Annotated in this window: 23 protein-coding genes; 9 read left to right on the forward strand and 14 right to left on the reverse strand. The window is 62.8% G+C overall.

Annotated elements, in window-relative coordinates; genetic code table 11:
* Nucleotides 1-154: 154 nt before the first annotated feature.
* The gene (gene hutH, locus GR198_RS03220; RefSeq protein WP_164067395.1) at nucleotides 155-1690 is read right to left on the reverse strand and encodes a histidine ammonia-lyase; all 1536 of its coding nucleotides are present in this window, start codon (nucleotides 1688-1690) and stop codon (nucleotides 155-157) included.
* Nucleotides 1687-2949, reverse strand: a complete 1263-nt coding sequence (hutI, locus tag GR198_RS03225; protein WP_164067397.1) for an imidazolonepropionase — start codon at nucleotides 2947-2949, stop codon at nucleotides 1687-1689. The genes hutH and hutI overlap by 4 nt, the downstream gene beginning before the upstream one ends.
* Nucleotides 2950-3071: 122 nt before the next feature.
* Here hutI and GR198_RS03230 point away from each other — a divergent pair, with 122 nt between their 5' ends.
* Together GR198_RS03230 and hutC (GR198_RS03235) are read left to right on the forward strand one after the other, a co-directional pair.
* Nucleotides 3072-4418 (forward strand): formimidoylglutamate deiminase, encoded by a 1347-nt coding sequence (locus tag GR198_RS03230; RefSeq protein WP_164067399.1) that lies wholly within the window; start codon nucleotides 3072-3074, stop codon nucleotides 4416-4418.
* 114 nt (nucleotides 4419-4532) lie between these two features.
* Nucleotides 4533-5252 (forward strand): histidine utilization repressor, encoded by a 720-nt coding sequence (hutC, locus tag GR198_RS03235; RefSeq protein ID WP_164067626.1) that lies wholly within the window; start codon nucleotides 4533-4535, stop codon nucleotides 5250-5252.
* Nucleotides 5253-5290: 38 nt separating this feature from the next.
* On the opposite strand, the gene hutC (GR198_RS03240) is transcribed toward hutC (GR198_RS03235), so the two are convergent.
* Nucleotides 5291-6046 carry a histidine utilization repressor gene (gene hutC / locus GR198_RS03240; RefSeq protein WP_011654961.1) on the reverse strand — a complete coding sequence of 252 codons (756 nt, stop codon included), beginning with the start codon at nucleotides 6044-6046 and terminating at the stop codon, nucleotides 5291-5293.
* A gap of 196 nt (nucleotides 6047-6242) precedes the next feature.
* On the opposite strand from hutC (GR198_RS03240), the gene GR198_RS03245 reads away from it, so the two are divergent.
* The 5 genes from GR198_RS03245 to GR198_RS03265 all read left to right on the forward strand — a co-directional run bounded on the left by GR198_RS03245 (nucleotide 6243) and on the right by GR198_RS03265 (nucleotide 10917).
* Complete coding sequence (locus tag GR198_RS03245; protein ID WP_164067401.1) at nucleotides 6243-7085, forward strand: transporter substrate-binding domain-containing protein; 843 nt, start codon at nucleotides 6243-6245, stop codon at nucleotides 7083-7085.
* Between the two features lie 105 nt (nucleotides 7086-7190).
* Entirely contained in the window at nucleotides 7191-7916 is a 726-nt protein-coding gene (locus GR198_RS03250) for an ABC transporter permease (RefSeq protein WP_020052985.1), read from the forward strand.
* Nucleotides 7917-7926: 10 nt separating this feature from the next.
* Nucleotides 7927-8631 (forward strand): ABC transporter permease, encoded by a 705-nt coding sequence (locus GR198_RS03255; protein WP_164067403.1) that lies wholly within the window; start codon nucleotides 7927-7929, stop codon nucleotides 8629-8631.
* A gap of 25 nt (nucleotides 8632-8656) precedes the next feature.
* The gene (locus GR198_RS03260; protein ID WP_003548676.1) at nucleotides 8657-9433 is read left to right on the forward strand and encodes an ABC transporter ATP-binding protein; all 777 of its coding nucleotides are present in this window, start codon (nucleotides 8657-8659) and stop codon (nucleotides 9431-9433) included.
* Nucleotides 9430-10917, forward strand: a complete 1488-nt coding sequence (locus GR198_RS03265) for an HAL/PAL/TAL family ammonia-lyase (RefSeq protein ID WP_164067405.1) — start codon at nucleotides 9430-9432, stop codon at nucleotides 10915-10917. Before GR198_RS03260 ends, GR198_RS03265 begins: the two co-directional genes overlap by 4 nt.
* Before the next feature lie 6 nt (nucleotides 10918-10923).
* Here the strand turns inward: GR198_RS03265 and GR198_RS03270 are convergent, their stop codons facing one another.
* The 11 genes from GR198_RS03270 to GR198_RS03320 all read right to left on the reverse strand — a co-directional run bounded on the left by GR198_RS03270 (nucleotide 10924) and on the right by GR198_RS03320 (nucleotide 24168).
* A complete protein-coding gene (locus tag GR198_RS03270; protein ID WP_164067406.1) occupies nucleotides 10924-11466 on the reverse strand; it encodes a hypothetical protein in 543 nt (180 codons plus the stop codon).
* Between the two features lie 447 nt (nucleotides 11467-11913).
* The gene (locus tag GR198_RS03275) at nucleotides 11914-12909 is read right to left on the reverse strand and encodes a HupE/UreJ family protein (protein ID WP_164067408.1); all 996 of its coding nucleotides are present in this window, start codon (nucleotides 12907-12909) and stop codon (nucleotides 11914-11916) included.
* Nucleotides 12906-13772, reverse strand: coding sequence for a peptidylprolyl isomerase (locus GR198_RS03280; RefSeq protein WP_312876435.1), 867 nt, complete (start codon nucleotides 13770-13772; stop codon nucleotides 12906-12908). Before GR198_RS03280 ends, GR198_RS03275 begins: the two co-directional genes overlap by 4 nt.
* Before the next feature lie 43 nt (nucleotides 13773-13815).
* On the reverse strand, nucleotides 13816-15756 hold the full coding sequence (locus GR198_RS03285) for a DUF3604 domain-containing protein (RefSeq protein WP_164067410.1): 1941 nt from the start codon (nucleotides 15754-15756) through the stop codon (nucleotides 13816-13818).
* A gap of 711 nt (nucleotides 15757-16467) precedes the next feature.
* Nucleotides 16468-17910, reverse strand: a complete 1443-nt coding sequence (locus tag GR198_RS03290; protein WP_164067412.1) for a DUF1254 domain-containing protein — start codon at nucleotides 17908-17910, stop codon at nucleotides 16468-16470.
* 120 nt (nucleotides 17911-18030) lie between these two features.
* A complete protein-coding gene (locus tag GR198_RS03295; protein WP_246711046.1) occupies nucleotides 18031-18786 on the reverse strand; it encodes a transporter in 756 nt (251 codons plus the stop codon).
* 190 nt (nucleotides 18787-18976) lie between these two features.
* Nucleotides 18977-20776 (reverse strand): adenylate cyclase, encoded by a 1800-nt coding sequence (locus GR198_RS03300; RefSeq protein ID WP_164067415.1) that lies wholly within the window; start codon nucleotides 20774-20776, stop codon nucleotides 18977-18979.
* A 229-nt stretch (nucleotides 20777-21005) separates the two neighbouring features.
* Nucleotides 21006-22283, reverse strand: a complete 1278-nt coding sequence (locus GR198_RS03305; protein WP_164067629.1) for an alpha/beta hydrolase — start codon at nucleotides 22281-22283, stop codon at nucleotides 21006-21008.
* Between the two features lie 72 nt (nucleotides 22284-22355).
* Entirely contained in the window at nucleotides 22356-22730 is a 375-nt protein-coding gene (locus GR198_RS03310) for a hypothetical protein (protein WP_164067417.1), read from the reverse strand.
* 105 nt (nucleotides 22731-22835) lie between these two features.
* Nucleotides 22836-23849 (reverse strand): Lnb N-terminal periplasmic domain-containing protein, encoded by a 1014-nt coding sequence (locus tag GR198_RS03315; protein WP_164067419.1) that lies wholly within the window; start codon nucleotides 23847-23849, stop codon nucleotides 22836-22838.
* 52 nt (nucleotides 23850-23901) lie between these two features.
* Nucleotides 23902-24168: a hypothetical protein gene (locus GR198_RS03320; RefSeq protein ID WP_164067421.1), complete on the reverse strand. Its 267-nt coding sequence runs from the start codon at nucleotides 24166-24168 to the stop codon at nucleotides 23902-23904.
* Between the two features lie 226 nt (nucleotides 24169-24394).
* Here GR198_RS03320 and GR198_RS03325 point away from each other — a divergent pair, with 226 nt between their 5' ends.
* Both GR198_RS03325 and GR198_RS03330 read left to right on the forward strand, forming a co-directional pair.
* Complete coding sequence (locus tag GR198_RS03325) at nucleotides 24395-24697, forward strand: DUF2147 domain-containing protein (RefSeq protein WP_051077434.1); 303 nt, start codon at nucleotides 24395-24397, stop codon at nucleotides 24695-24697.
* A 116-nt stretch (nucleotides 24698-24813) separates the two neighbouring features.
* Nucleotides 24814-25590, forward strand: coding sequence for a hypothetical protein (locus GR198_RS03330; protein WP_164067423.1), 777 nt, complete (start codon nucleotides 24814-24816; stop codon nucleotides 25588-25590).
* Nucleotides 25591-25645: the final 55 nt, after the last annotated feature.

Raw genomic sequence — 25645 nt, forward strand, 5'->3', positions numbered from 1 at the left:
GACATCTCCCCCACAAGGGGGGAGATCGACTCGTGGATGGAAGCTGCCCAAACAATTGATGCTGGAACGAGCGGGCCCGCCCGGCCGATCTCCCCACCTGTGGGGGAGATGCCCGGCAGGGCAGAGGGGGGTACCACGTGCAGAACCATCACGATCAACCCTCCAATACCGGCAGAATACCATTCGAAACCGAGGCGTTCAGGGCGCCCGTTGCCACCAGCTCGGCGGCGGCGGCGAGGTCGTTTGCCATGTATCGGTCGACGTCGAGGCTCGGGACCTTGGTGCGGATGGTAGTGATCGCCTTGCCGAGTTCGGGGCTGGTCGATAGCGGCGCGCGCAGTTCGACGCCTTGGGCGGCGGTCAGCGCCTCGATGCCGATGATGCCGAACAGGTTCTCGGTCATTCCCAGCAGGCGGCGGGCGCCGTGGCAGGCCATGGAGACATGGTCTTCCTGGTTGGCCGATGTCGGCGTCGAGTCGACCGAGGCCGGGTGCGACATCTGCTTGTTTTCGGACATCAGCGCCGCTGACGTGACCTCAGCGATCATCAGGCCGGAATTCAGTCCGGGCTTCTTGGCGAGGAAGGCCGGCAGCCCATAGGAAAGGGTCGGATCGACGAGCAGCGCGATGCGGCGCTGCGAAATCGCGCCGATCTCGCAGACGGCGAGCGCGATCTGGTCGGCGGCAAACGCGACGGGTTCGGCATGGAAATTGCCGCCGGAGACGACGGAATTGTCGGAGAGCACCAGCGGATTGTCTGTGACCGCGTTGGCTTCGATCTCAAGCGTGCGGGCAACCGAGCGCAGCAGATCGAGGCAGGCGCCGTCGACCTGCGGCTGGCAGCGGATGCAATAGGGATCCTGCACACGCTCGTCGCCCTCGATGTGGCTCTGGCGAATGATGGAATTCTCGAGAAGCGCGCGAAGCGCGGCTGCCGTGTCGATCTGGCCCTTATGGCCACGCAATGTATGAATATCCGGATGGAAGGGCGCCGAAGAGCCCATGGCGGCGTCGGTGGACATGGCGCCGGTGATGAGCGCCGCCTGTGCGGCACGATGGGCGCGGAAGAGGCCGGCAAGCGCCAGCGCCGTCGAGGTCTGGGTGCCGTTGATGAGAGCGAGGCCCTCCTTGGCGGCGAGCACCACCGGTTTGAGGCCGGCCCTTTCGAGGGCTCGCGCGCCCGAGAGGCGTTCGCCGGCGAAGAAGGCTTCGGCCTCGCCCATCATCACCGCCGCCATATGGGCGAGGGGCGCCAGATCGCCGGAGGCGCCGACCGAGCCCTTTTCCGGGATCAGCGGGATGACGCCCTTTTCCAGCATGGCTTCGATCAGCCGCACCAGCTCCAGCCGCACGCCGGAGGCGCCGCGCCCGAGCGAGACCAGCTTCAGCGCCATGATCAGCCGCACGATATTGTCGGGCAGCGGCGCGCCGACGCCGCAGCAATGCGAGAGGATGAGATTGCGCTGCAAGGTGGTCACGTCGGCGCTGTCGATCTTGATCGAGGCGAGTTTTCCGAAGCCCGTATTGATGCCGTAGACCGGCGCGTTGCCGGCGGCGATCTCGGCGATACGGGCAGCGGCCTTGGCGATCCCGGCATCGAAAGCGGGATCGAGCCTTGCCGGTGCACCCGTCCAGTAGATGATTTCCAAATCCTTGAGCGAGACGGAGCCCGGGTGGAGCGTGATGGTCATCGGCCATTCCTTTCGCCCTTGAAGACGCGTGCGTGAAGCGGGTTGAAGCCGATGCGGTAGACGAGCTCGGCGAGGCTTTCGATATTCCAGACGGCGAGATCGGCGGATTTGCCGGGTTCGAGCGTTCCCGTCTTGTCGAGCAGGCCGAGCGCACGGGCGCCTTCGCGGGTGGCGCCGGCGATGCATTCCTCGACGGTGAGGCCGAAAAGCGTGGCCGACATGTTCATGGTGAGCAGCATCGAGGTGAGCGGCGAGGTGCCGGGATTGCAATCAGTGGCGATCGCGATCGGCACGCCTGCCCGCCGCAGCGCCTCGACCGGCGGCTTCTGCTTTTCATGGATGGCGTAGAAGGCGCCGGGGAGCAGCACGGCGACGGTGCCGGCTGCGGCCATCGCCGCAACGCCATCTTCGTCGAGATATTCGAGATGATCGGCCGAAAGTGCGCCATAGGAGGCGGCGAGCCTGGCGCCGCCGAGATTGGAGAGCTGCTCGGCATGCAACTTGACCGGCAGGCCGAGCGTTTTGGCCTTGTCGAAGACGCGGGCGATCTCGGCCGTGGAAAAAGCGATGCCCTCGCAGAAACCGTCGACGGCATCGGCAAGACCGAGGCCATGCATGTCGTCGAGACCGGGCAGGACGACATCATCGAGATAATCGCCGTTGCGACCCTTATATTCCACAGGCGTCGCATGGGCGCCGAGATAGCTGGTGGTGACGCGGACCGGGCGCACATGGCCGAGCAGGCGGGCGCTCTGCAGCATCTTCACTTCACCGGTCCGGTTCAGCCCGTAGCCGGATTTGACCTCGATCGTGGTCACACCTTCGGCAAGCAGCGTGTCGAGCCGCGGCAGAGCCTGGGCGACAAGCTCCTCGACCGACAGCGCATTGGTCGCCTTCACCGAGGAGACGATGCCGCCGCCGGCGCGTGCGACCTCCTCATAGGTCGCGCCTGCCAGGCGCATTTCGAACTCGCGGGCGCGGTTGCCGCCGTGAACGATATGGGTGTGGCAATCGACGAGACCGGGCGTTACCCAGCGGCCTTCGAGATCGACGATTTCGGAATGTTCGATGGCCGATGCAGGCAGCTCACTTTCGGCGCCGGCAAAGGCGATGCGGCCGTTTTCGATCAGCACGGCGCCTTTTTCGACGATGCCGAGCCCTTCCTTGCCAGGCGCCAGCGTGGCCAGCCGCGCATTGCGCCACAGCACTGGGCGGGCTTCTGCGGGCGAGACTTCCTCTGAAAAATTGTTCCCGGTCATCAGCTTTGCGCCTTTCCTTATGCCAAAACATGTATATACATAATCGACAGGTGACAAGAGAAATTTTGTGCGCTTTTCTGGAAAAGAAAGATCGGCGGCACGGCAAGAGGAGAGGGAAGGTCATGACCACACTTCATGCAGACACGGCTCTGACGCCGCAGGGCTGGCAGAAGGACGTGCGGCTGACGCTCGGGGCCGGGCGCATCGCGCGGATCGAAATCGGCACTGCTCCCGAGCCCGGTGAAGAACGCCACGCTCTCCTCGTTCCCGCCATGGCGAACCTGCACAGCCATGCCTTCCAGCGGGCGATGGCCGGCCTTGCCGAAGTGCGCGGCCCGGCAAATGACAGCTTCTGGAGCTGGCGCACTGTCATGTACAAGTTTGCCCTGGCGATGACGCCGGAGCATGTGGAGGCGGTCGCGGCCAAGCTTTATGCGGAAATGCTGGAGGCCGGTTTTTCCCGTGTCGGCGAGTTCCACTATCTCCACCACGACAGGGATGGCAGCGCTTACGCCAATATCGCCGAGCTTGCCGAACGCATCGGTGCTGCGAGCGATGAGACTGGTATTGGCCTGACGCTGCTGCCGGTCTTTTATGCCCATTCCGGCTTCGGCGGTGGCGCCCCGATCGACGGCCAGCGGCGCTTCATCAATTCGCTCGAAAGCTTCGAAAGGCTGATGGAGGGATGTCGGGCAGTGACCGGCCGGCTCGACGGCGCCGAGCTTGGGCTTGCACCGCACAGCCTGCGCGCCGCAACGCCGGAAGAGCTCACAAGGCTGGTGCCGATGGCGGGCGACGGCCCCATCCATATCCATATCGCCGAGCAGGTGAAGGAGGTCGAGGACTGCATCGCCTGGTCCCGCGCGCAGCCAGTGCAATGGCTGCTCGATCATGCGCCTGTGGATGAGCGCTGGTGCCTGATCCATGCGACGCACATGACCGAGGACGAAACGCGACGGATGGCGAAAAGCGGCGCGATCGCCGGCCTCTGCCCGATCACCGAAGCCAATCTCGGCGACGGCGCCTTTGCCGCGCCGCTCTTTCTCGAAGAGGGCGGGCGTTACGGCATCGGTTCGGATTCCAACGTGCTGATCTCCGTGCCGGAGGAACTGCGCCAGCTCGAATATTCTCAGCGCCTGGCGCTTCGCGCCCGCAACGTCGTCGCAGCACCCGGCGGTTCGACGGCGCTTTCGCTGTTCACACATGCACTTGCCGGCGGCGGTGCCGCTTTGAAAGCACCGGCAGGTCTTGTCGAGGGCCATCACGCCGATATCGTTTCGCTCGATGCCACGGCCGTTCCTTATCTCGCAGGCGACCAGATCCTCGATCACTGGCTGTTTGCAGGCGGCATTTCCGTCGATTGCGTCTGGGCGCGCGGCCGCAAGCAGGTGGAAGGTGGTCGCCATCTCAGGCGCGACGCGATCGACCGGCGATTCCTCGCTGTCATGGGTGAATTGCTGACCGCCTGAAAAGGAGCTTTTCCTGTCCAGGCATTCGAATTAGAGCAGTTCCAGCAAAAGTGTGTAGTTTTTCGTCCGGAATTGCGTAAAAACAAAGAGATAGCGGGAGACCAATCGGTGGCGATGAACCAAAGCAGGGATCCCACCTTGCATCAGCGCATCCTCGGCGACATCGAGGGCCGTATCGTCTCGGGCGATTGGCCGCCGGGGCACCGCATTCCCTTCGAGGTCGATCTCGCCACGCAGTATGACTGCTCGCGCATGACGGTGAACAAGGTGCTGACCCAGCTTGCCAAGGCCGGCCTCATCGAGCGCCGCAAGAAGTCCGGCAGCTTCGTCACCCAGCCGCAGGCGCAATCGGCCATTCTCGAAATCCACGACATCAAGGCCGAGGTGCAGTCGCTGAACCTGCCCTATTCCTATGCGCTTTCGAAGAAGGTGAGCCGCAAGGCCAAGGCGGACGACAGCCGCCGTCTGGAACTGCCGGTGGCGTCCTCGGTCGTCGAGGTCGTCTGCATCCACAATGCCGGCGCGCGGCCCTTTTGCCTGGAGGAGCGGCTGATCAGTCTTGCGACGGTTCCTGAAGCCGCCGATGCCGATTTCCTGACGATGGCGCCAGGCCCCTGGCTGCTCAACCAGGTGCCGTGGAGCACGGCCGAACACCGGATCCATGCCGTCTCAGCTGGTGCCGAGCTGGCCGCGGCTCTCGATATACCACGCAATACCGCCTGCCTCGTGGTCGAACGCCGCACCTGGAGCAATGCCGGCCCGGTAACGCACGTGCGCTTCACCTATCCGGGCGATCGTCACGCGCTGGTGGCGCGTTTCACGCCGGCATCCTAATACCTGCCCATGTTCCATATACAACATGGGCAGTGTTTTCATTCCTCGAACATCTTGCCGCTGCGCGCCTCCAGCCGGTAGCGGTGGCCGGGATAGACGAGGCGGGCGGTCGAGACCACCTGTTTTGCCGACCATGTGCGCCGGCGGATCGTCAGGCACGGTTCGGTCTTCATGATGGTCAAGAGCTTGCATTCCCAGGCCTGCGGCATCGCCGCCTCGACGACATGCTCGGAGCCGCTGAGCGGGGCTGCGGCCGTCAGATAGGCGTTCGGCGTTAGCGTCGAAAAATCCTGGGCGAGATATTCAGGGGCGGCTTCCGGATGGACGAAGCGGTCCTCGATCTGCACGGGAACGCCGTTTTCGCTGTGGACGATCAGTGAGTGGAAAACCGCAGCGCCGATCGGCAATTCGAGCGCGTCGGCAACTTCGGGAGAGGCGGTTTCCTGGGCGAGAACGACGACGGCGGCCTCATGGACATGGCCGCGTTCGGCGATTTCCTCGGCGATGTTGCGGACTTCGAACAGCGCCGAATAGCCCTTGCGCTCGGCGACGAAGGAGCCGACGCCCTGGATGCGAATGAGTTCGCCCTCGTTGGCAAGTTCGCGCAGCGCCCGGTTGGCGGTCATCTTGCTGACGCCGAGTTCGACGACCAGCTCGTTTTCCGAGGGCACGCGGTATTTCGGCGGCCACTCGCCGCTCTGGATGCGGTCGAGGATCACCTGCTTGACTCCGGCATAGAGCGGGGTGCTGTCATTTTCCGCCAGTTCGCGCTTCATCTCGCCGGGACGCTTCATTGCCTATTCCTTTTGCACGAATGGAATTCGCCACATAATTCAACTTTCCCTCTTGCATATCATAAAATATCTCATATGGTACCATATACAACCTCCCAATCGGTCCTTTGAGAAAAATAGGACAGGATAGGGCAAGCCGGCGAAGATCGGCCGTGGTGCCCCAAGGTCTGTTTCAACTCCAGAGGAGAATTCAAAAATGAAATTCAGCGCAATCCTGTTTTGCGGCGTGGCGGCGTTTTCCGCCTTCGCTGCGCCTGCCTTTTCCAAGGACTGGACGAAGGCGACCATTACGCTCGAAGGCGCCTATGCGCCCTGGAACCTCACCAATGCCGACGGCACGCTCGGCGGCTTCGAGCCCGAACTCGCCAAGGTGCTGTGCGAGCGCGCCAAGATCGAGTGCACGCTGGTTGCCTCCGATTGGGACGGCATGATCCCGGCGCTCAACGCGGGCAAGTTCGACGTTATCATGGATGCGCTGTCGATTACCGAAGAGCGCAAGAAGATCATCGACTTCACCATTCCCTATGCCGCCACGCCCGCCGCCTTCGCCGCCGCCAAGGACAGCCCGCTGGCGAACGCCGCCGGCACCGGCGCCACGATCAAGATGACGCCCGGCCAGACCGGCGTGAAGGAGATCGACGCGCTGAAGGAAGTCTTCAAGGGCAAGACGATCGGCATCCAGGCGGCCACCGTCTACGCCAAGTTCGTCTATGACAATTTCGGCGACATCGCCGAGATCCGCGAATACAAGACCGGCGCCGATCGCGACCTCGACCTGCAGAACGGCCGTATCGACCTCGGCTTCGATGACGCCGTTTATTTCGCCAACGCGTTCAAGGCTGCCAACGACACGCTCGCCTTCACCGGCCCGGAGATCGCCGGCTCGATCTGGGGCGAGGGTGAAGGTCTCGGCCTGCGCAAGGCCGATACCGAGCTGCGCGACAAGTTCAACGAGGCGATCAAGTCGACGCTTGCCGACGGCACGGTCAAGACCCTGTCGATGAAGTGGTTCAAGATGGACGTCAGCCCGCAGCAGTAAGCGTTTCGGCCTTTCGGCCGCAGACACGGGTCTCCGGCTTTATCGCCGGGGACTGCGTGTTATTGTCAATCCACAAAACACTGCCGCGGACGGGGAACGGACGATATGGCAAGTTTGGAACTGCTTGGCTTCGGCTCGACGGGATGGGGCGCGCTGCTCATTGCCGCCACCTTGATGACGCTGGCCGTCACGGCAACGGCGCTGGCGATCGGCGCGGTGCTCGGCGCGATCGTCGCGGCGGCAAAACTCTCCGGCAATCTTATCCTCGTCACGCTTGGCAACGTCTATACGACCGTGTTTCGCGGCGTGCCCGAACTGTTGATCATCTATCTCATCTATTTCGGCGGCTCCTCGGCCGTCACCGCGATCGGCAAGGCAATGGGTTACGAGGGTTTCCTCGGCTTGCCCTCCTTTATCGCAGGCGCGCTTGCCGTCGGCATCATCTCCGGCTCCTACCAGGCGGAGGTGTTCCGCGGCGCCTTCCTTGCCATCTCCAAGGGCGAGCTCGAAGCCGCCTCGGCGATCGGCATGCATCGTGGCATGCGCCTTCGCCGCATCATCATGCCGCAGGTGTTTCGCCTCGCCATTCCCGGGCTCGGTAACGTGTGGCAGCTCAGTCTCAAGGATTCGGCGCTGATCTCCGTCACCGGCCTTGCCGAGTTGATGCGCACCAGCCAGGTGGCGGCAGGCTCGACCCGGCAATATTTCCTGTTCTTCATCGCCGGCGGTTGCCTCTATCTCATCCTGACCAGCCTTTCGGACCGCATCTTCAACGGGGCGGAGCGCCGCGCCAACCGCAGCATGCCGGCATCCGCCATGGGCCAGGCGTAAGGAGGCGACAATGGATTTCACCTTCATCGCCTCGACCCTGGTCACCCTGCTCAAGGCCGTGCCGACGACGCTCATCCTGTTTTCGCTGTCGATCGTCACAGGTGGCCTGCTGGCGCTCGTCATCGTCTGGATGCGGACCAGCGGCAACCCGGTGCTTACGAGCTTCGCCAAGGGTTACATCTTCATCTTCCGCGGCTCGCCGCTGCTGATCCAGATGTTCCTGGTGTTCTACGGCCTCGGCCAGTTCGGCTTCATCCGCTATTCCTTCCTCTGGCCGTTCCTGCGCGAGCCGATGGTCTGTGCCGTGCTGTCGCTGGCGCTCTGCACCGCCGGCTACACGGCGGAGATTTTCCGTGGCGGCATTCGCGCCGTCTCGCCGAAGGAGATCGAAGCGGCGCGCTCGATCGGCATGTCCGGCTTCCTGCTGGTCCGCCGTATCCTGGCGCCGATCGCCTTCCGTCACGCGCTGCCGGCCTATTCCACCGAGATCGTGCTGATGATGAAGTCGACGGCGCTCGCAAGCCTCGTCACCGTCTGGGAGGTCACCGGCGTCGCCCAGCGGCTGATCTCGCAGACCTACCGCACGATGGAAGTCTTTCTCTGTGCGGCGATCATCTATCTCGTCCTCAACTTCATCATCCTGCAGGGCATGGCTCTGCTCGAATATTCGCTGTCCCGACACCGCCGCGCGGCCCCGCAGGCGCTGAAGGCGTAGCAGTTTTGACCCGATTGGAGCACCCATGCCAGGCGTAACCCGACTATCGGTCCGCAATATCCGCAAGAGCTTCGGTACGCACGAAGTCTTGCGCGGCATTTCCCTCGATGCGGAAGACGGCGATGTGATTTCGCTGCTCGGCGCCTCCGGCTCCGGCAAATCGACCTTTCTGCGCTGCATCAATATGCTCGAAACCGCCAGCGACGGCGAGATCTGGGTCGACGGCGAGGAGGTCCGCATGGTGCACAAGGGCGGGCGAAGCAAGCCGGCCAGCCAGAAGCAGGTGGACCATATCCGCTCCGAGCTCGGCATGGTGTTCCAGTCCTTCAATCTCTGGTCCCACATGACGATCCTGCAGAACGTCATCGAGGGTCCGATCCATGTGTTGAAGCGGCCGCGCGCCGACTGCATCGCCGAGGCCGAAGCGCTGCTCGAAAAGGTCGGCATCGCCGATAAGCGCCATGCCTATCCGGCCCATCTTTCCGGCGGCCAGCAGCAGCGCGCCGCGATTGCCCGCGCGCTTGCGATGAAGCCGAAGGTGATGCTATTCGACGAGCCGACTTCGGCACTTGATCCGGAGCTTGTCGGCGAGGTGCTGCGCGTCATGCGCGCGCTTGCCGAGGAAGGCATGACCATGCTCGTCGTCACCCACGAGATGAGCTTTGCCCGCAACGTCTCGAACCGCGTCGTCTTCATGCGCGAAGGGCTGATCGAAAGCAGCGGCAAGCCGGACGAGATGTTCACCGGCGGTGCCACACCCGCTTTCCGCCAGTTCATCGGCCATTTCGGAAGCGGTCAATGACGATCACCATCGATGCGGGGCTCACGTGGCGCGGTGTCGCGCGCGTCGGGGCAGGGGAAGCGCTGGCGCTGTCGCCCGCCGCCTGGGGGCGGGTCGAACAGGCAAGCCGCATCGTTGCGCGCATCGTCGAGACGGGGGTGCGCGCCTACGGCGTCAATACCGGTGTCGGGGCACTGGCGGATACGGTGGTCGATCGGGCCTCGCAGAGCCTTTTGTCGCGCAGCATCGTGCTCAGCCATGCCTGCGGCGTCGGGCCATTGCTGGCCGCCCGCGAGGTGCGCGCCATCATCGCCGCTGAGATCGCCAATTTCGCCCATGGCCATTCCGGCGTGCGGCGCGAGATCGTCCAGCATCTTGCAGCCCTGCTGGAACATGATTGTATTCCCGACGTGCCATCCAAGGGCTCTGTCGGTTATCTCGTCCACAATGCCCATATTGCCCTTGTTCTGATCGGCGAAGGCAGCGCTCACCTGGGCGGAGGGCGCATGAGCGGCCGCGAGGCGCTTGTTGCGATCGGCCTCGAACCGCTGGTGCTCGGCGCCAAGGAGGGCTTGAGCCTTGTCAACGGCACCGCCTGCGCCACCGGCCTGACCACTGTCGCGCTTTCCCGCGCCGAGCGGCTGCTCGACTGGGCCGATGCGATCGCAGCACTGACGCTGGAAGCGGCGGGCTGCCAGATCGCCGCCTTCGACGAGGCCGTGCTGGCGCTGCGCCCATCGGCGGGGATCGAGAAAGTCGGAGCGACGCTGCGTGCGCGGCTTCAGGGCAGCAGCCTTGTCGCCGCCGCCTTCGGCCGGCGCACGCAGGATGCGCTCAGCCTTCGTTCGGTGCCGCATGCGCATGGCGCCGCCCGCGACGTCTTCGACAATTCCGCCCGCGTCGTCGATCAGGAACTTGCCTCGGTGACCGACAATCCGGCTGTCTCAGGCACGCCGGAACAGCCGATCGTCTCCTCCGAGGCCCATGCGGTTGCCCCGGCGCTCGGGCAGGCGGCCGATAGCCTGGCGATTGCGCTCGCGCAGCTCGGCGCGATCAGCGAGCGGCGCATGGACCGGCTGGTCAATCCGCTGGTGAGCGGTCTGCCGCCCTTCCTCGCCAGCGATGCCGGCAGCCATTCCGGCTTCATGATCGCCCAATATACCGCCGCCGCACTCAGCAACGAGAATCGCCGCCTTGCCGCACCTGCGGCCATGGACGGCGGTCTGACCTCCGGCCTGCAGGAAGACTTTCTCGCGCATCCGACGGCCGCCGCCGGCAAGCTGCTCACCGTCATCGACAATGCCGAATATATCCTGGCGATCGAGCTGATGGCCGCTGCCCAGGCACATGATTTCCTGGCGGCGACGGCGCCGCGGGCGGCAGGCACCGACCTTGTCTATCAGGCCGTGCGGGAACATGTTTCCCATTATGGCGACGAACGGCCGCTCAACGGCGATATAGAGGCTGTCCGCAGCCTGATCCGCGAGACTGCGCCGCCGCTATGATCGGCCTCAGAACGGCTGGGTTTCGGAATTCTGCTTTGGCTTTTCACCGGTCTCGAGACGTTTGAGGCACTGGACGAAGGTCGGGTACAGCTGCTCCACCCGCGAGAGCGGCAGCGTCCAGTCGCCTTCGTCGCCGGCAAAGGTGATCTGCACGTCAGGCATTCCGGCAAAGGAATTCTTGATGATTTTCTTCAGTCCGGCGCTCCCCTTGCTGGCCGGACCCCAGAGGCGAAGCGTGTTCTTGTCGAAGAAATCGGCGGCGATGACCTTCGTCACCGTACGATCGGTCAGCGTTACCTCGGTCTTGGTGTCGGCCGGAATGTCCCATGTGGTCTTTGCGACCAGCCAGAAGGTCTCGGTCGCGCTCTGGCGGAATTCCATGGTCTTGCCGATCTCGCTGTCCCACAGCAGGCGGCAATAGGGATCCGGGCTCTCGTTGGCAAAGCCGACCGACCATTGTCTCGCGCCGCCTATCCATTCGGTCTCGCCGAAGGCTGAGACCGGCTGCAGCAGGGCCGCCATCAGAACCATCACTGTCGGAATTTTCATCGCCGCAATCGTCTCCAACGCAATCGTCTCCAGCGATAGCAAAAGAAGGTTGAGCTTTTGCTACCACAGCGCCGCGCGTGTTATTTGACACGCAAGGACGCTGTAGCGGTTTGAACTGCTGTTCCCGCTTGCTGCGTCTGGCCGTGAGTTCGGCTAAGATTCGGCTGAACACCGCGGCGAACTGAACTGGACTGACTACGATGTCTTGGTCATGGGCGGATGTTTCCACCAATCCTATAAGCGGTTTGGACGCGGAGAATTTCGCGTCAACTGAGAAGCCCCACTAGCGGACCTCCGGTGCCTGCTCGCCCAAGCGCTGTTGTCGATGCGTTGCAGCCATCTGGGGCTTGTGCTTGACGGCGCAGCTTGACCCAAGGCGGTTCTTCTCCTTCTAACTCAGTTTGTCGCGAACAGAGCGAGAAGCAGATCTACAGTGGATCGCGCTGCTCACGCCGCCAACCCGGCGATCCGCGAAACCAGCCACAGCATCGCGGCGGTCCCTATTATGTAGGCGCCGAACCGACGCGCCGGTGCGGGCTGTATCGTGCTCAGCGCGCCTGCTGCCCGAAGCACGACCAGCGCCGCGGCGACGAAGATCAGCTGTCCTGCCTCGACGCCCAGGTTGAATGTCAGCAGGCTCAGCGGCACATCGGATTGCGGCAAGCCGATTTCCATCAAGGCGCCGGCGAAACCGAAGCCGTGCAGCAGCCCGAACGCGAAGGCAACGACCCAGGGGTAACTCTCGGAGAGCCGTCTTTCGCCCGGCTTCATCTTGATCAGTTCGTTTGCGACGAATGCGATGCTGAGGGCGATCGTCGCTTCCACCGGTTTCTGCGGCAAACTGAAATATCCGAGTGACGCTCCAGCCAGCGTGATGCTGTGCGCGATCGTAAAGGCCGTGATCGTCTTGACCAGCATCCAGCGGTCTCGAATGAGTAGCATGATCGCAAGCACGAAGAGCAGGTGATCGAGACCCGAGAGTATATGGTCGACGCCCAGCAGAAAGTAGGTCTGGGCGACCTCGAGGCTGGTCTGCGCGCCGGCTGCGGTGAAGGAGGGCGCGTCCGGCATGAGGCGCACGACCTCCGTGTCGCCGTTCTCGTATTCGATGCGGACGAGCGCGTCGGTCATGGTCGACTTGAGGCCGTTGATGCCGATCTCGCCGCCCCTCAATCCCCCTGCACAGGCGACGGTCCTTCGCTCCAGATAAGCTCCGTCCACGATCGACCTCGTCGGTTCGGCTTTCTCGATGCACCGCTTCGGCAGACTTGCATAGAGCCCGAGACGCATGTCGCCTTGCGCCGGAACCTTCCAGACGACGGCGAACTCGTCGCTCGCCGTTTCGCGCATGTCGAGATAGGCCGGCCGAATCTCATGAGGGTACCCCGGCGTGGCCAGCAACACCGGCATCAGCACGGCCAGCAGCGCCCCAAGCCGCGTCATGGGTCGGTTCCCACTCCGACCGGGCTTTCGATGCTCACCACATAGCGCTTAAGGAGTTCGGCGAAGCGCTGGTTCTCGAGTTCTTTGCGTTTTGCGTTCGTCCACTCCCGCGCAACGGCGTCGCGAACCTCGTCGAGCGTCGGCACTCGGCCGGGCACGCGCTCCGTCACGCGGATCAGGTGCAGCCCGAAGCCGGAATTGACGGGACCCGTCCACTGGCCCGCAGGGATCTTGTCGAGTTCTTCCGCGAAATCGGCGCCGAAGGCCTGGCCGATCGATGTCTTGCTCGTAATTGGAAGCTCCGGTGGAAGCAGCGAGGCATCGCCAAGCGAAGCGGGATCGGCCGCAGGCTGGCTCAGCAATACTTCGAGGATGGCGGCCGCTTTTTGTTCGATTGCTTCTCCGTGCCGCTGGGGGTTCAGAACGATTTGCTGGAAGGCCAGCATCGGATCAATCTCGAACGTGGCTGCATTGGCTTTCAGATAGACATCGAGCTCCGCATCGGTCGCTGTCAGCGTTTCGGCGTCGGCCGCGTTTAGGAATTCCATCTTCTGCCGCAAGCGGCGACGAACGACCGTGTCGTCCCTGTCGAGCCCGATCTCCAGCGCCTGGCGTACCAGAATTTCTTCCTTCACATGGTCGTCGATCAGGCCCTTCAATTCCTCGGCTGTCGGCGGGCGCTGCCAGGTCTTTGTGAACACGGTCGCCATTTGCTCGATCTTCGGCGCCGTGACGACGATGCTGTCCGGCTTGTCGTCCGTATCGGCGCCCAGGAGCCCGTAACCCGCGAAGATCAGCAGCGCGAGAGCCAAGAAGTGGACCAGCGGCTCCCTCAGCACGCGTTTCAACAAGATCGTGCTCACGCGTTCGACAGTCCGGCATCCGGTTCAACCGCCGGCATCGCGATCACGGCGTGTACCAGATCGGCGAGGTATAGGCGCGTTCGATGACGGTCATCCGCGTGCCCTCCAGCGGCTTTGTCCCGAATCGTTTAGCGTCATAGGCGGTCCACCGAGGCGTCGGTATCTCGATGACGCGTCCGTAGTAGAAGGCCTTTTGTTTCGGATCGAAGCTTGGATCCTTCCAGACCGCGATTAGTTCCGGCGCACCGATGGTGTTGGTCCAGGTCGCGTTCTCGATGTCGACGGTGCTGCCGACCGATGGCACCTTGCCGTCGGCCCCCGGCTTGCGGTCCCCGCCCCAGGCGACGTCGTACACCTGCTCATGCATCTCGCCCTTGTCGTCGAGCCAGCCCTTGACGATCTGGTAGCGGTCGAGGTTGCCCCCAATCGGGTCCCGCAGCGCGGCGACGAGGAACGAAGGTGCCTTGCCTTCCGGCGCTGCCGTCAGGTCGCCGCCCATCGGCACGCCCTTGCCGTAGCCGATCACGCCGGGATTGCGGGTCTCGGCATCGGTAGGCTCGAAATCCCAGCCGCCGAAGAAGCGCACCATCATGCGCGGTCCCGTCGTGGCGTAGGTCTCCTTGCGCTGCATGGCGTCCCAGATCGACTCGCGGGTGTTCTCCGTGGCCCACACAGCGGCGTAGCCCGACGCGCTAACCTCCCAGTCCATCACGGTGATGTTTGTCTTGGCATTCTTGACGAAAGTGGCCGTCAGGCGCTCGGGGCTCGGCTCCTGCGGCGTGGTCTTGCCGAAGAAATTTTCCTCTTCCATGGCCGCAAGGCCCGTATGCGCGTCGGAGCTGCCGACTAGCCCGAATTTGTAAGGGTTCGTGCCGAGTTCGGCTTCGAGCTTGAGGCCGTTCTTCAGCGCGGACCGTGTATACTCGAACTCGAGCATGTCAGGCGTCTTCGGCACGCTGGCATCGAGATTACCGAAATCCCAGGTCTCGAAATCCGCGAACTCGTCATTGGGCGACAGGACCGGGTGAGCTTCGCCATCGCCCTTCGTCTGGGTTGTCTCGTAGAGGCGTTCCCACCTGGAACGCTGCTCGACATATTCCTTGTCGACCGGCTTGCCGGTGAAGGATTCGATCAGCGGGAACATGCGGCCGTTGGACAGGTTGCCGTTGTGCGCGATCGCCAGCACGTTGCCGCCGGTCTTGTCCTCATAGGCCTGCATCCACTTCCATAGGTCGCGCGGATTGTCGCTGCCCAAGGGCTTAAGCGTCGTATAGGGCACGACCTGGTCGGCCTTGTCGGCATTGTCACGGAAGACGACATTGCGATGCAGATTGTTGCCTGCCGTGTTCGAGGTCCACTCATAGCCGATGAAGGCGGTGAAGCGGCCCGGATCGTTGTATTCCTCGGCGGCCTTTATCGTGTCCTGCCACGCGTTCTTGTAGGGACGTGTCTCCGGCCCGTAGATCATGCTCTTAGGGAGCGTTCCCTTGCCGAAGCTGAAGATGATCTCGAGCGCGGCCTTGCCACCTTGTCCCGCCTTGATCTCCTCGTACCAGGTCCTGGCCTGCGGATCGGAAATGACTTCCGGCTTGCCGGCGAAGAGGTCGGGGAACATGCCCATGTTGTCCGAGTGGTCGGCCACCACCAGAAAGTCGAGCGGCCGTGACAACTTAGCGGGCTGGCCGCTCGACGCCGTGATCTCCTCGCCCCGAGCGAAGCGGTAGGCGTCGCGAGGCGTCAACCGTGCGCCGAATGCGCCGGCATCGAACGAGGCTCCGGTGTGGAGATGCGTGTCGCCGAATAGCGGCCGGGTCGGAAAATTGCGCCCCGCATAGGGCGAGTAGACAGGTTTGCTGGAAAATGCCTTTCCGGCCTTCGCGCTGTCCAGAGTCCCTATATCGGTGGACTCCTGGGCCGCAGCCGGCAAGGCAGAGCCCAGGCTTACGAAGCCCGCAATAATCAACGTCGCAGATGTCTTGTTCATCACTTCCCCCCCTTTGCAGCAGTTATGCTTGAACTGTCTGAGCTGACTATTTGTTGATTTGCATCAATGACAGGAAACCTTGTCTCTCCTTGGTCTTCTTAAGCGTCTTGTGGCTGCTGTTCCTGCTGTGACAACCACCGCATACGGCGATTAGCAGAGGGAAATTGCAGTATTGTCGAGATTAGGCCATTTCCTCAGCATTCAATTGTTCGCGAAAACTATTGCTGGCTTGTTGGACTACCGACAGTCGAAATTGACTCGAGTTTCAGCGATATCCTTGACCATCTCGACTTCGGGGCCATGGCGATCGGCGAGGCCCGGTACGAGCGTTACAGTGTCTTCGGCGACGTCATGTATTCCAAGATATCGGGCTCCACCGGCACGCCCGAGGGATCGTGGCCTCCGCCGCTCGCCGGCGCGCTGACAATACTTGCTGAATTCTGTAGCTGCAGTCCCAGATGGGTACGCTACTGTACATTAGATTATTATAAATTACATCACATAAGGAGCGGGTGTCTGCCTTAAATAGCGGCCGTATCTTAGGATGGGGTCGAGCGCGCCGCGGCAAGCAGTGCCATCCAAGAAGCGATTTTCTTCGTCAATCCCTCATGATCCGATTGAACCCAGCCCGCGAAGCAAGCTTCCTTCGGAGTGAAACGATATCGCTCGGACCGATCCGTGCCGTGTAGAGGCGTACGAGACCTGTATCTTCTACGAAACCCGCTTCACGCCGGGCGGCTGCCACGTTCCTTTCCCCGCAGGCAGGATCGAAGGCGCTTCCGTCTTCGGCCAGTACAGGCGCATCACCAGATAGATCGTGCCATCCGGGGCTGGGAGCCAGTTGGCTTCCTTGTTCGCTCCGGGGCTGTCCTTCTGGATGTACAGCGTCAGCGAACCGTCCGCGTCCCTTTTCATCGCCGGCAACATTGGAGAGTTGATGAGGTAGCGATTGATCGGGTTCTTGACCAGGAACTGGCTCTTGCCGTCGTACATGGTCACCGACCAGAACGAATTCACCGGCGGCAACTGGCCCGGCGGGAAGGTGACGGTGTACTTGTGCTTGCTGCCGTCCAGCGGTTTTCCGCTCGCATCTGTTCGGGTGAAGGGGTACATGGCCTCCGCGGCATCGTTGCCATAGAGGCCTGCCTTGGCAGCGCCTGAGCGCATCAACCAATCGCCGTTGAAGAAGGCCTCGTCGCCAAGCAGCGAGCTGACGTTCCAGCCGTTGATCGGTTTGTTTCCGCTGGCCAGCCACTTGTCGATCTTGTCGTCGCCCTGCTTCATGCCGACCAGCAACTCGGCCTTATGTTCGAGCGGCAGATCCTTGAACTCGAAGGTCTTGCCGGGACCGATGCCGATCCTTGCAAGCTTCGCACGGATGTCCTTGTCCCTTGACGTCTCCGGGACGAACTGCAGAGCCACGTCGAGATATTCGAAGAAGTTTTTCTTGATGCCGGCGGTGGTGGCGGGAAGGAACTCGATCGTCGGTGCGGCGGGCGGGGCGGGTTGCTTGAGGAAGGCCGAAAGTGGTTGCGCCTTGTAGCCGGCCTGCACCTTTTCCACGTTCGCCATATCTTCGGCATCGATAAGCTGAGTCCGGAAGTTGGCGAATACGAACGGGGTGCTTGAGGTGAAGACCTGCTTGATGCCGTCGGGCTTCTCGCCTTTCCAGTCGGGTCCGATAACGAGATAGGAGCCCGGCTCGCTTCCCGTGGCGCGCGAGCCGATATAGCCGAAATTGTAGGTGTTGCCGTCGATGAGCTGGACCGAGTAATAGCGTTCCTTCTCGACCGTCGGCACCGAGATGACCATCGGTTCGGCACGCAAGTCCAGCCAGAGGATCGAGTAGGGCGTGTCGCTGTTCGGCGTGATGATTGCCGTGTCCGCCGGGCTGGCGACCTGATGCATATTGTTGATCTCGTTGAACGGCGCCTTGAACTGTCCGGAGTTCCTGTCCACGGCGAACTCGTTCATGACCGCATAGTTCATCACCAGCGGCAGGCCGTAGATGAAGCCTTCTTCGGCGATGTCCTTGGCCTCCAGCAGGCTGGGCCATTCGGCCGTGTTCTGCGCAAATACCGGGGTGGACTTGGCCGCTGCGACGACGAGTGCGGCCATCGCAGCAGAGCGAAGCAGATCGCGTTTCGTAAGCATTTGAACGTCCTTCGGTTCGCGTCGTGCGATCGGCACGCGCAGGTGGCGGGAGAAGGGTCATGCGGCCGCGGAGGTCGATCGACAGAGCCGATCTGGTCCTGACCATGAGGGGCTATGCGACTACTTCGGGAACAGGAACGTCAGCCCGACCCGGACGCCGAGCCCTTCGGGGCCGTCGTCCGGAGCCGCTGCCCAGTAGCGAAGTCCGGCCGTCAGGCTGATCGGCTGCTCGTTCACCTTGACCAACTTCGAGACGGTCAGATTGATCGGCACCGACCAATCATGCGCCTTCCAGTCGTATGTGGATTCCGTATTCAGCGCGAACGTCCATGCAGTCGGCGTCGTGTAGGAGAGGAATGGCTGCATGTACGTGTTGCTGATGTCGTTGCGGTCCTCGTTGCCGGCGAACGACCAGATGTGGTTGGCCAGCACGCCGTAGGTCCAGGGGCCGTCCTGCTTCAGCGCGACGATGGTCGGCCCTGCGCCCCATTTCTCGCCGCCGAGCAGATCGTCGGTCGCGGTCGGGATCAGGAAGACAGGTCCCGCGCCCCAGACGAGGCCGCCATCGGTCGGCTTGGCAGGCGACAGGAAGAAGCTCTGAACGACGTCGCCGAGACCGAACTGCGATCCGGATGGCCCGGCGATGTCGTTCTGGTAGGTCACGGGAAGGATCGTGCGGGAGATCAGGTTCCAATCAGCGTTCAGCGAGAAGGGGATCACGGGCTGGATATTCAGGGTCGCCTTGTCGCCATCGAGCGGACCGTAGCCGTGGTCGTAGTTCAACTGGAAGGGAACGCTGATGAGCGAGGCGATCGGGTTCGAGAGCTTCTTGGCGAGATCGGCGCTGGAATCCTGACCGTAGGCCGGCGCCCCCATGCCGAGGGTCGCGGCGACGGCGAGCGTCAGGGACCTCTTCAGCGGGAGAGTGCGGTTCGATGCGGTCTTGCCCATTTGCTCTGTCTCCATCCGATGCCGAGGCTGGCGGTGAGCGAGCCTCGGATCATGCGCTGGAAGAATGACGGAACGAGGAGGAAGAAGAAACGTATGTTACTGTAGCGTACGGCCTTCACGGGCCGTATGAGGCGTCGGAGACGCTGAACTCGGCTTCGATATCCGTCGCGCTCGGCACTGGCAGTCCGGCCCGTCGTAGCGCTGCGATCATGCGCATGCTGTCCTTCGGCGACAGGTTTCTCTTCCGATTCTCAGCCACGATGTTGGGCAGATAGTCGGGGCGCATTTTCATGAACACCTCGCCCTCGCGCTTCGCTTCCGCCAGCAGCCCGGCCTCGGAGTAGATGACCGCCGCAACGCCATGGAAGAGTGGAAATTTCTGCAGGTCGGCTTTACGGATCAGCCGCACCGCCACCTCATGATCGTCGAGCATGCAGGCGATCAGGGCGCGCGTCCCGAAGTAATATCCGGCTCCGCCTGGATTGAGCTCGATCGCACGATCCAGCAGTTCCGCGCCGCGCTTCCATTGCCCCGAGAACGCGACGCGCGTTCCGAGTTCCCCGAGGAACTCCGTGTCGTTCGGGTTGGCGGCGAGCGCCGCTTCGCCGACCTCGAAGGCTTCTTTCGTCTCGTTGTTGAAGAATAGCGCCGTCATGAGCGCCTGCAGGGCGCGCGTGTTGTCGGGTTCGAGCGAAACCGCCCGCCGCGCCGAACCCAGCGCTCGCTCCATCGCGGGACCCTTGTCACTCTGTGGATTGAACTCGAACCGGCCCTCGTCGAGATGGATGAACGAGAGCATCGACCAAGCGGTCGCGTAGCCGGGGAAACGCGCCACGGCGTTCTGAAGACAGTCGCGCGCGATCAGATGCGTTTCCGGGTTCAGCTCCTCGCGGTAGGCGTAGAAGCGCAGCGTGCAGTCATGGACGCCGACATCGTCCGGCGGCGGGTTGGCCGCCAACGATTTCGCGATGATGCCGTAAGGCTGGGCGATCGCCGTCGCCACCTTGCTCGCGACATCCGTCTGAATAACGAAGAGCTCGTGCGTGTCCAGGTTCTCGTCGTAGTGCTGCGACCACAGGATGGATCCTTCGGAGGTGTCGACGAGACGCACGGTCACGCGGATCTTGTCGCCCGCGACGCGAACCCCGCCCGCGAGAAGGTAGTGCGCGCCAAGTCCCTCGCGCACCTGCGACGCCTCGACGCCCGGAGGCAGTGCCTTCGATGTCTCGCGGCCGAAGACGGTGATCTCCTTGAAGCGGGGAAGGGCGGTTAGAAGCTCCTCGGTCAGCCCGGCGGCGTAGCGTGCAGTCTGGGGCCCGTCGCCAAGGTCCGCGAAGGGTGCGATCACAAGGGTCGGCTCGCCCGGAACCTGCCCGGCGGAACGACCGGTGGCCGGCCCCGTCAGAACGCCGGCGTAATAGCCTAGGCCCGCGCAGACGAATGCCACGAGCACGGCCAGCACCGGCCAGACGAGACGCTGCCACTCGACAACCCGGCGCTCGGCGACGTCTTCGTTCAGCGCATCCACGGCAGCTTCTATCGGCGCGTCATTCCACGTAAAGGTCGGCACATAACCGCCCTTGGGGATGTCGATGCGGATCGGATCGCGTTGGCCTGCAACGAGATAGTAGCGCTCGATGACCCGGCGAAGACGTCCGGCCTCGATGCGAACGACGGGATCTTCCTGAGAGAAGCCCGCGCTTCGGTTGAACACTTCGATGGCGATCGAATACGCCTTGAGACGCTGTGCCCGGCCTGCAAGCGTCTCCTCGGTGACATATTTCAGGAAGGCAGCGCCACGTCCGGTGCTAGGAAACTCGCGGCTTGAGAGAATTCGCTCAAGCTGCGCCCTGACCTCCTCATGGGTCGGACACGGGCGCTCGGCATCGTCAGGCAAAGGCACCGAGGTCTGCATTGCATCCTCCCCCTCGTCACACAGATGCGCGACAGTAAAAGCTTGTATTAAAATCCCCTTATGCAACCTAACCCCCGAAGAGCCCTTCGTCTACCTGAAAGAAGTTTCAAGGCGGATCACCTATGGGCCGGGCAACCGGTTACGGACGATGACGCCGATAAACGAGGCCCCGAACGGGCATATGAAGACGGGGGTGCCAGGCGTGGCGAACTCAAGCGGGCGCCTCCTGCTATCGCCGTTTCCGGCACGCCGGGTCGGCCGGCGTCACCGTGCAGTTCTTGACCGCGATCTTCTGCGTTCCGCCATCTTGTCCGGTCAGACCGCCGACATGATTGGCGTAGTTGCTGCGAGTATCGGCGTCGAGCACGGCGACGGGGGCGGTCAGTACGAGGCCCGCCGCGCTTCCGGCCGCCGCCGCCACATGCGTCGTCCCTGCAAGGATCGTGTCGCCGAGGCCGACCCGGCTGTCGGTCAGCGTCTGCCCTTCGGACAGCCGCGCGCCGATGAGCTGGACGACTTGCGGCGATTCCGCGAACTTGCTGTGATTGAGGTCGTCGCTGACCTTGATCTTGGTCAGATCGATCACCGAGATCTTGTAGTCGGCGAGTTCGGTCTTGTACGGCGCGGTTTCCGGATTGATCGAACCGAGCCGCGGGATGTTGCCCCAGACCCGCCGCGAGAAGGCAAGCGCCTTGTCGTCTTGCGAGACGAAGAGCGTGAACTGCGGATGAGGGTCGCCCATGTCCTCGATCTGAGACCGGAAGACGTCCACGTCGACGTCCGGAGCGGCCAGCATGACGTTCTTGAACTTCGCCGGAAGACCGCCGTTGCGGATCGCCATCTGCCGGAGCGCTTCCAGCGCCAGCCAGTTGCCCATCGAGTGGGCCAGCACGTTGACTTCCTTCACGTTCCCGTCTTTGGCGAGATACTGGAACAGCGTCTCGAGCGCGTTACGCGTGTAGTTGGTGCTCTCGCGGTCATAACCGTAGGCGAGCAGGCTGCCGCGCGATGGCCAGGTCACAAGGACCGGCGTGCTGTGGACATTGGAATCGTGGACGATCTGAGCGAAGCGGTAGACGCTGTCCTCGAAGCGGTTGTTGAAGCCATGGATGAAGACCAGCACGCTTTGGTCGCGGTTCCTTTTGACCGAGGCGTTCAGCCAGTCTTTCGCCCCCTCGAGACTGAGCTCGTCGGCCTTCAGCGTGGCGAAGTCGGTCTCCGGATTTGAAGGCAGCCTCTTGGGCCAGGCGACGTCGCCCTCCTTGCGGACCTTAGGCAGTGAAACCCTCATCTGCGCAAAGGACGGCGTCCGGGCGCGCTCGCCCGTAAACATCTCGCCCGGGACAGTCGATCGGGCGCGCGTGGTCGCGACGAGCATGTCGACGCGACTGGTATCCGGCACGGTGTCCGCAACGGGGGACAGCACGCCCTTCGGATGTCCGCCGCAGCCAGCGAGCACGACTAGCGCGAGGCATGCAAGAAGTCGCCGGATACGACCAGCAGTCAACGAACCAAACAAGCTCAAGTCCCCTGTTGAAATCGGTTCGCCGAGCTCGATGCTCACGGCGATCGTCGAGCGCTATCGTGGGCAGACGTCCCAGAAACCCGTCTTCTTGGTGCTATCGGTATAGTACCAGCACATGCCGGACTTCGGCGGCGTCCCGGCGACCGAGGCCGCCGCAGCGCCCGCGATGAAGCCGATGGCGGCTCCAGCCGCGATCGCACCCCCGGCGGGCCAATAGCGGCGAGGATTCACGATGACGACGCCGCGCCTGACGGGCGGGCGAGTGACAGCGACCGCGCCGCGATTACCGACGGCTGCACATCCTCTCGCTCCGCAGCCGACCACCGCTCGGCGCGCTTCGGCCGGGGTCGGAGCGAGCATCGGTGCGGCCACCATCATCAGGACAGCCGCAGCCGCGGTGACGTTCTGAAAGTGCTTGATGAGGTTCATGAGTGCGGTCCTGGTTAAGGGCATCGGCGAAACTTCGCCCAGCGAATTCCTGACAGGGCGGACCATGCCTCAATCATCGCGATTCCCTTCGTATGTTACTGTACGTTACGGCGCAGCGACGACGGGGAAGGGCACGCCGAGACGGATCGCCTTCGAGAAATCGGGCGACAATCCATCCGCCCGCGCCCGCACGTCGATCTTGGCAATCTCCCGCAGCCGGTCGAGCGGCATCGACGTGTCGACGGCTCCCCGGTCATAGGCGTAGTCAGGAAGATAACCATTGACGATCAGCCGCCAGTCGAACGGCACCTTGTCTCCAGCGACCCGCATCAGCTTAGCCACGGTCGTCGTGCAGTTCGTCGTGATCGAGTTGTAGAACCGCGGCGTCCGGGCGAGCGCATTGGCCTCGGCGACATACTCGAGCAGCAGGTTCCGCGCCTGCTCGGGACTGGCTCTCAGCCGGTAGATCTGGACGTCCTCGCCACGCACGTTGGAGCGGACGCCGACGACGTCGCGTTCGTCCGCGGCAACCACCACCAGCGGGTCGTTCTTGAAGAGATCGGCAAGGGGAGAAAATCCGCCGCCGACCTTGTGGCGTACCTCGATCGACCAGGCGAGCTGTTCGCCTCCTTCGAAGCCGAAGCTGAAGATGACATGCGCGACCTTCGGCCCCGCCCAGTATGACATGAACAGGTCGACCGTCCTCACCTTGCTCACATCGTAGGTTCGCGTCGTCCAGCGCTCGGTAAAGTCGGAATTGCTTCGCCACTCGAAGTCCCGGACATCAGTCAAGGTCAGCGAATTTCCGTCGACACGACCCGTGACCTGGCGGGCGACATCCGGCGCCCATGCGGCGTTCGCTTCCGGCTTGATCGAGTTCCACCAGAAGAGAACCAGCGCAAAGACGACAGCGAACGAAAGGAGTGCTTTGATGCGCAGCCGGCTGGCAAGCGCCGCTACAGTGAAGAGACCGAAAACGAGGAAGAGGCCAGCGCCGATCGCCCGCCCGCCATCAGGCAGGGCCAGGCGATACCATAGGGCGAGGGAAGCCCAGGCTGTCAAAGCCGCCACGATCAGGGCGACCGGGAAGATCAAGGTGATCGCCATCAGTCGAGGCATGTTGTTCCTTTTCCGTAGCCGCCGAAGTACCGATGATGCGGAGATCGCGCGTTCATCTGGCGACCGGGAATGGCACGACCTTGGCAAGATCCAGCATGGTGTGAATTTCCTTGCCGAGCCAATCCCTGAGTTCGAGCGCCTCGGCGTAACGTTCATCTCGCCCCGGAGCCGTCGACGACTCCCAGTCCTGCACGAGCTGGTCCGCGATGGAAAAGTCGTGGCAAAGTTCCCGAAAGCTTTCATTGCGGGAGGCAAGCGCTTCGATCTCCAGCGCCTGCTCGGGAAACCTGCGCTTGGCGAACTCCGTGTCGTATTCCATTGCATCGGCTCCCGGCCAGGCGACGCGAAGGCTCCCGCTCATCCGCGTAGTCGTCATGAAGATGACACAGAACCCGGCCGGCACCATGTAGGTTACAGTAACACACGGCGAGTTTCTTGCGGTCGGCAGAGCATGTGTGGTCCATTCGGTCATCGGCCCGGTGGCGGGCCAGCCATGCGAGGACCTTACCGTGAAACCCATCCTGATTTCCGTCACAGCGCTGCTGATGTCGACCGGACTGGCGAGCGCAGCCGAGCCGATCGTCGGAAACTGGAAGACGACGCTCGGCGACACCGCCGCGATCGAGCCGTGCGGCGGCGGTTTCTGCATCACGCTGAAGAGCGGTAAGCATACCGGCGAGAAGATCGGCGCGTTCGAAGGTAGCGGCGGCAGCTATTCTGGCAAGATCACCGATCCCGACGCGAAGAAAACCTACAACGGCACCATCAGCGTCTCCGGCGACACAGTCACTCTCAAAGGCTGTGTGATGAAGGTCGTCTGCGAGTCGCAGAAATGGTCACGCCAATAGTCAGCAGGGACAAACGGAATACGTAACATACGGGTGCTTCCGGCGTGATTGGCTATCCTTGCGCCGGGAATCATTTCCGGCAATCGCCGGATCCATGGTAGATCGGGGACTGCTGCATGATTGAAATGAAAAGCGTCTATTGCGGGTTGGCTCTGGCCATGGCGGCGGCACCTGCGGCCGCCGCAGACATCTCGGAACCTCGACCGGCCGTCGTCGACAGCGGATGGAAGTTCCAGGTCACGTTCGACGGCTGGCTGGCAGGTTTGAACGGCGACATCGGCGTGCGCGGCCTCCCGGCGGCGGCAGTCGACGTCTCGCCTATGGACGTGCTCGAGGATCTGGATGGCGTGTTCGCAGGATCCTTTCAAGCAGCAGGCGATAGCTGGCTTCTGTATACGGATGTCATGTGGGCGAAGATTTCGACCGACGCCGACGTCGGTCCCTTCGGCGGAACCGTTGACTTCGAGCAGACGCAGATCGTGGCGACGGCGCTTGTCGGCTACGAGCTGCCGGTCAACGTGGCGAACATGCAGCTCTACGCGACGGGCGGACTTCGCTACCAGTACAACAAGGTGGAACTCGGGATCGATCCCGTGTTTTTTCCGGCGATCGACCGCAGCGGTTCGCAAAGCTGGGCCGATCCGATCGTCGGGCTCACCATGCATTATGATGTCAACAGCAAATGGTTCGTGGACGTCATGGCCGACGTCGGCGGCTTCGGTGTCGCTTCCGACATCACGCTGCAGGGAACGGCGACGGTCGGCTACAACTGGACGGACACGCTCGCTTCGTCTTTCGGCTACAAGGCGCTCTACACCGACTACGAGGAAGATGGCTTCCGGTATGACGCCACCCAGCACGGCGTCTTCACGCGACTGGCGGTGAAGTTCTAGCCGGAACCCTCCCGCGGCTCACAGTAGGCTACCGTCGTGTAACCGTAACATACTT

The organism is Rhizobium leguminosarum, assembly GCF_010668065.1.
Taxonomy (GTDB): Bacteria; Pseudomonadota; Alphaproteobacteria; order Rhizobiales; family Rhizobiaceae; genus Rhizobium; species Rhizobium leguminosarum_S.

Excerpts from the sequence above, each read along its gene's own strand:
- hutH (WP_164067395.1), bottom strand. The coding sequence starts at position 1,690 with ATGACCATCACGCTCCACCCGGGCTCCGTCTCGCTCAAGGATTTGGAA.
- hutI (WP_164067397.1), bottom strand. The coding sequence starts at position 2,949 with ATGACCGGGAACAATTTTTCAGAGGAAGTCTCGCCCGCAGAAGCCCGC.
- GR198_RS03230 (WP_164067399.1), top strand. The coding sequence starts at position 3,072 with ATGACCACACTTCATGCAGACACGGCTCTGACGCCGCAGGGCTGGCAG.
- hutC (WP_164067626.1), top strand. The coding sequence starts at position 4,533 with ATGAACCAAAGCAGGGATCCCACCTTGCATCAGCGCATCCTCGGCGAC.
- hutC (WP_011654961.1), bottom strand. The coding sequence starts at position 6,046 with ATGAAGCGTCCCGGCGAGATGAAGCGCGAACTGGCGGAAAATGACAGC.
- GR198_RS03245 (WP_164067401.1), top strand. The coding sequence starts at position 6,243 with ATGAAATTCAGCGCAATCCTGTTTTGCGGCGTGGCGGCGTTTTCCGCC.
- GR198_RS03250 (WP_020052985.1), top strand. The coding sequence starts at position 7,191 with ATGGCAAGTTTGGAACTGCTTGGCTTCGGCTCGACGGGATGGGGCGCG.
- GR198_RS03255 (WP_164067403.1), top strand. The coding sequence starts at position 7,927 with ATGGATTTCACCTTCATCGCCTCGACCCTGGTCACCCTGCTCAAGGCC.
- GR198_RS03260 (WP_003548676.1), top strand. The coding sequence starts at position 8,657 with ATGCCAGGCGTAACCCGACTATCGGTCCGCAATATCCGCAAGAGCTTC.
- GR198_RS03265 (WP_164067405.1), top strand. The coding sequence starts at position 9,430 with ATGACGATCACCATCGATGCGGGGCTCACGTGGCGCGGTGTCGCGCGC.
- GR198_RS03270 (WP_164067406.1), bottom strand. The coding sequence starts at position 11,466 with ATGAAAATTCCGACAGTGATGGTTCTGATGGCGGCCCTGCTGCAGCCG.
- GR198_RS03275 (WP_164067408.1), bottom strand. The coding sequence starts at position 12,909 with ATGACGCGGCTTGGGGCGCTGCTGGCCGTGCTGATGCCGGTGTTGCTG.
- GR198_RS03285 (WP_164067410.1), bottom strand. The coding sequence starts at position 15,756 with ATGAACAAGACATCTGCGACGTTGATTATTGCGGGCTTCGTAAGCCTG.
- GR198_RS03290 (WP_164067412.1), bottom strand. The coding sequence starts at position 17,910 with ATGCTTACGAAACGCGATCTGCTTCGCTCTGCTGCGATGGCCGCACTC.
- GR198_RS03295 (WP_246711046.1), bottom strand. The coding sequence starts at position 18,786 with ATGGGGGCGCCGGCCTACGGTCAGGATTCCAGCGCCGATCTCGCCAAG.
- GR198_RS03300 (WP_164067415.1), bottom strand. The coding sequence starts at position 20,776 with ATGCAGACCTCGGTGCCTTTGCCTGACGATGCCGAGCGCCCGTGTCCG.
- GR198_RS03310 (WP_164067417.1), bottom strand. The coding sequence starts at position 22,730 with ATGAACCTCATCAAGCACTTTCAGAACGTCACCGCGGCTGCGGCTGTC.
- GR198_RS03315 (WP_164067419.1), bottom strand. The coding sequence starts at position 23,849 with ATGCCTCGACTGATGGCGATCACCTTGATCTTCCCGGTCGCCCTGATC.
- GR198_RS03320 (WP_164067421.1), bottom strand. The coding sequence starts at position 24,168 with ATGGAATACGACACGGAGTTCGCCAAGCGCAGGTTTCCCGAGCAGGCG.
- GR198_RS03325 (WP_051077434.1), top strand. The coding sequence starts at position 24,395 with ATGTCGACCGGACTGGCGAGCGCAGCCGAGCCGATCGTCGGAAACTGG.
- GR198_RS03330 (WP_164067423.1), top strand. The coding sequence starts at position 24,814 with ATGATTGAAATGAAAAGCGTCTATTGCGGGTTGGCTCTGGCCATGGCG.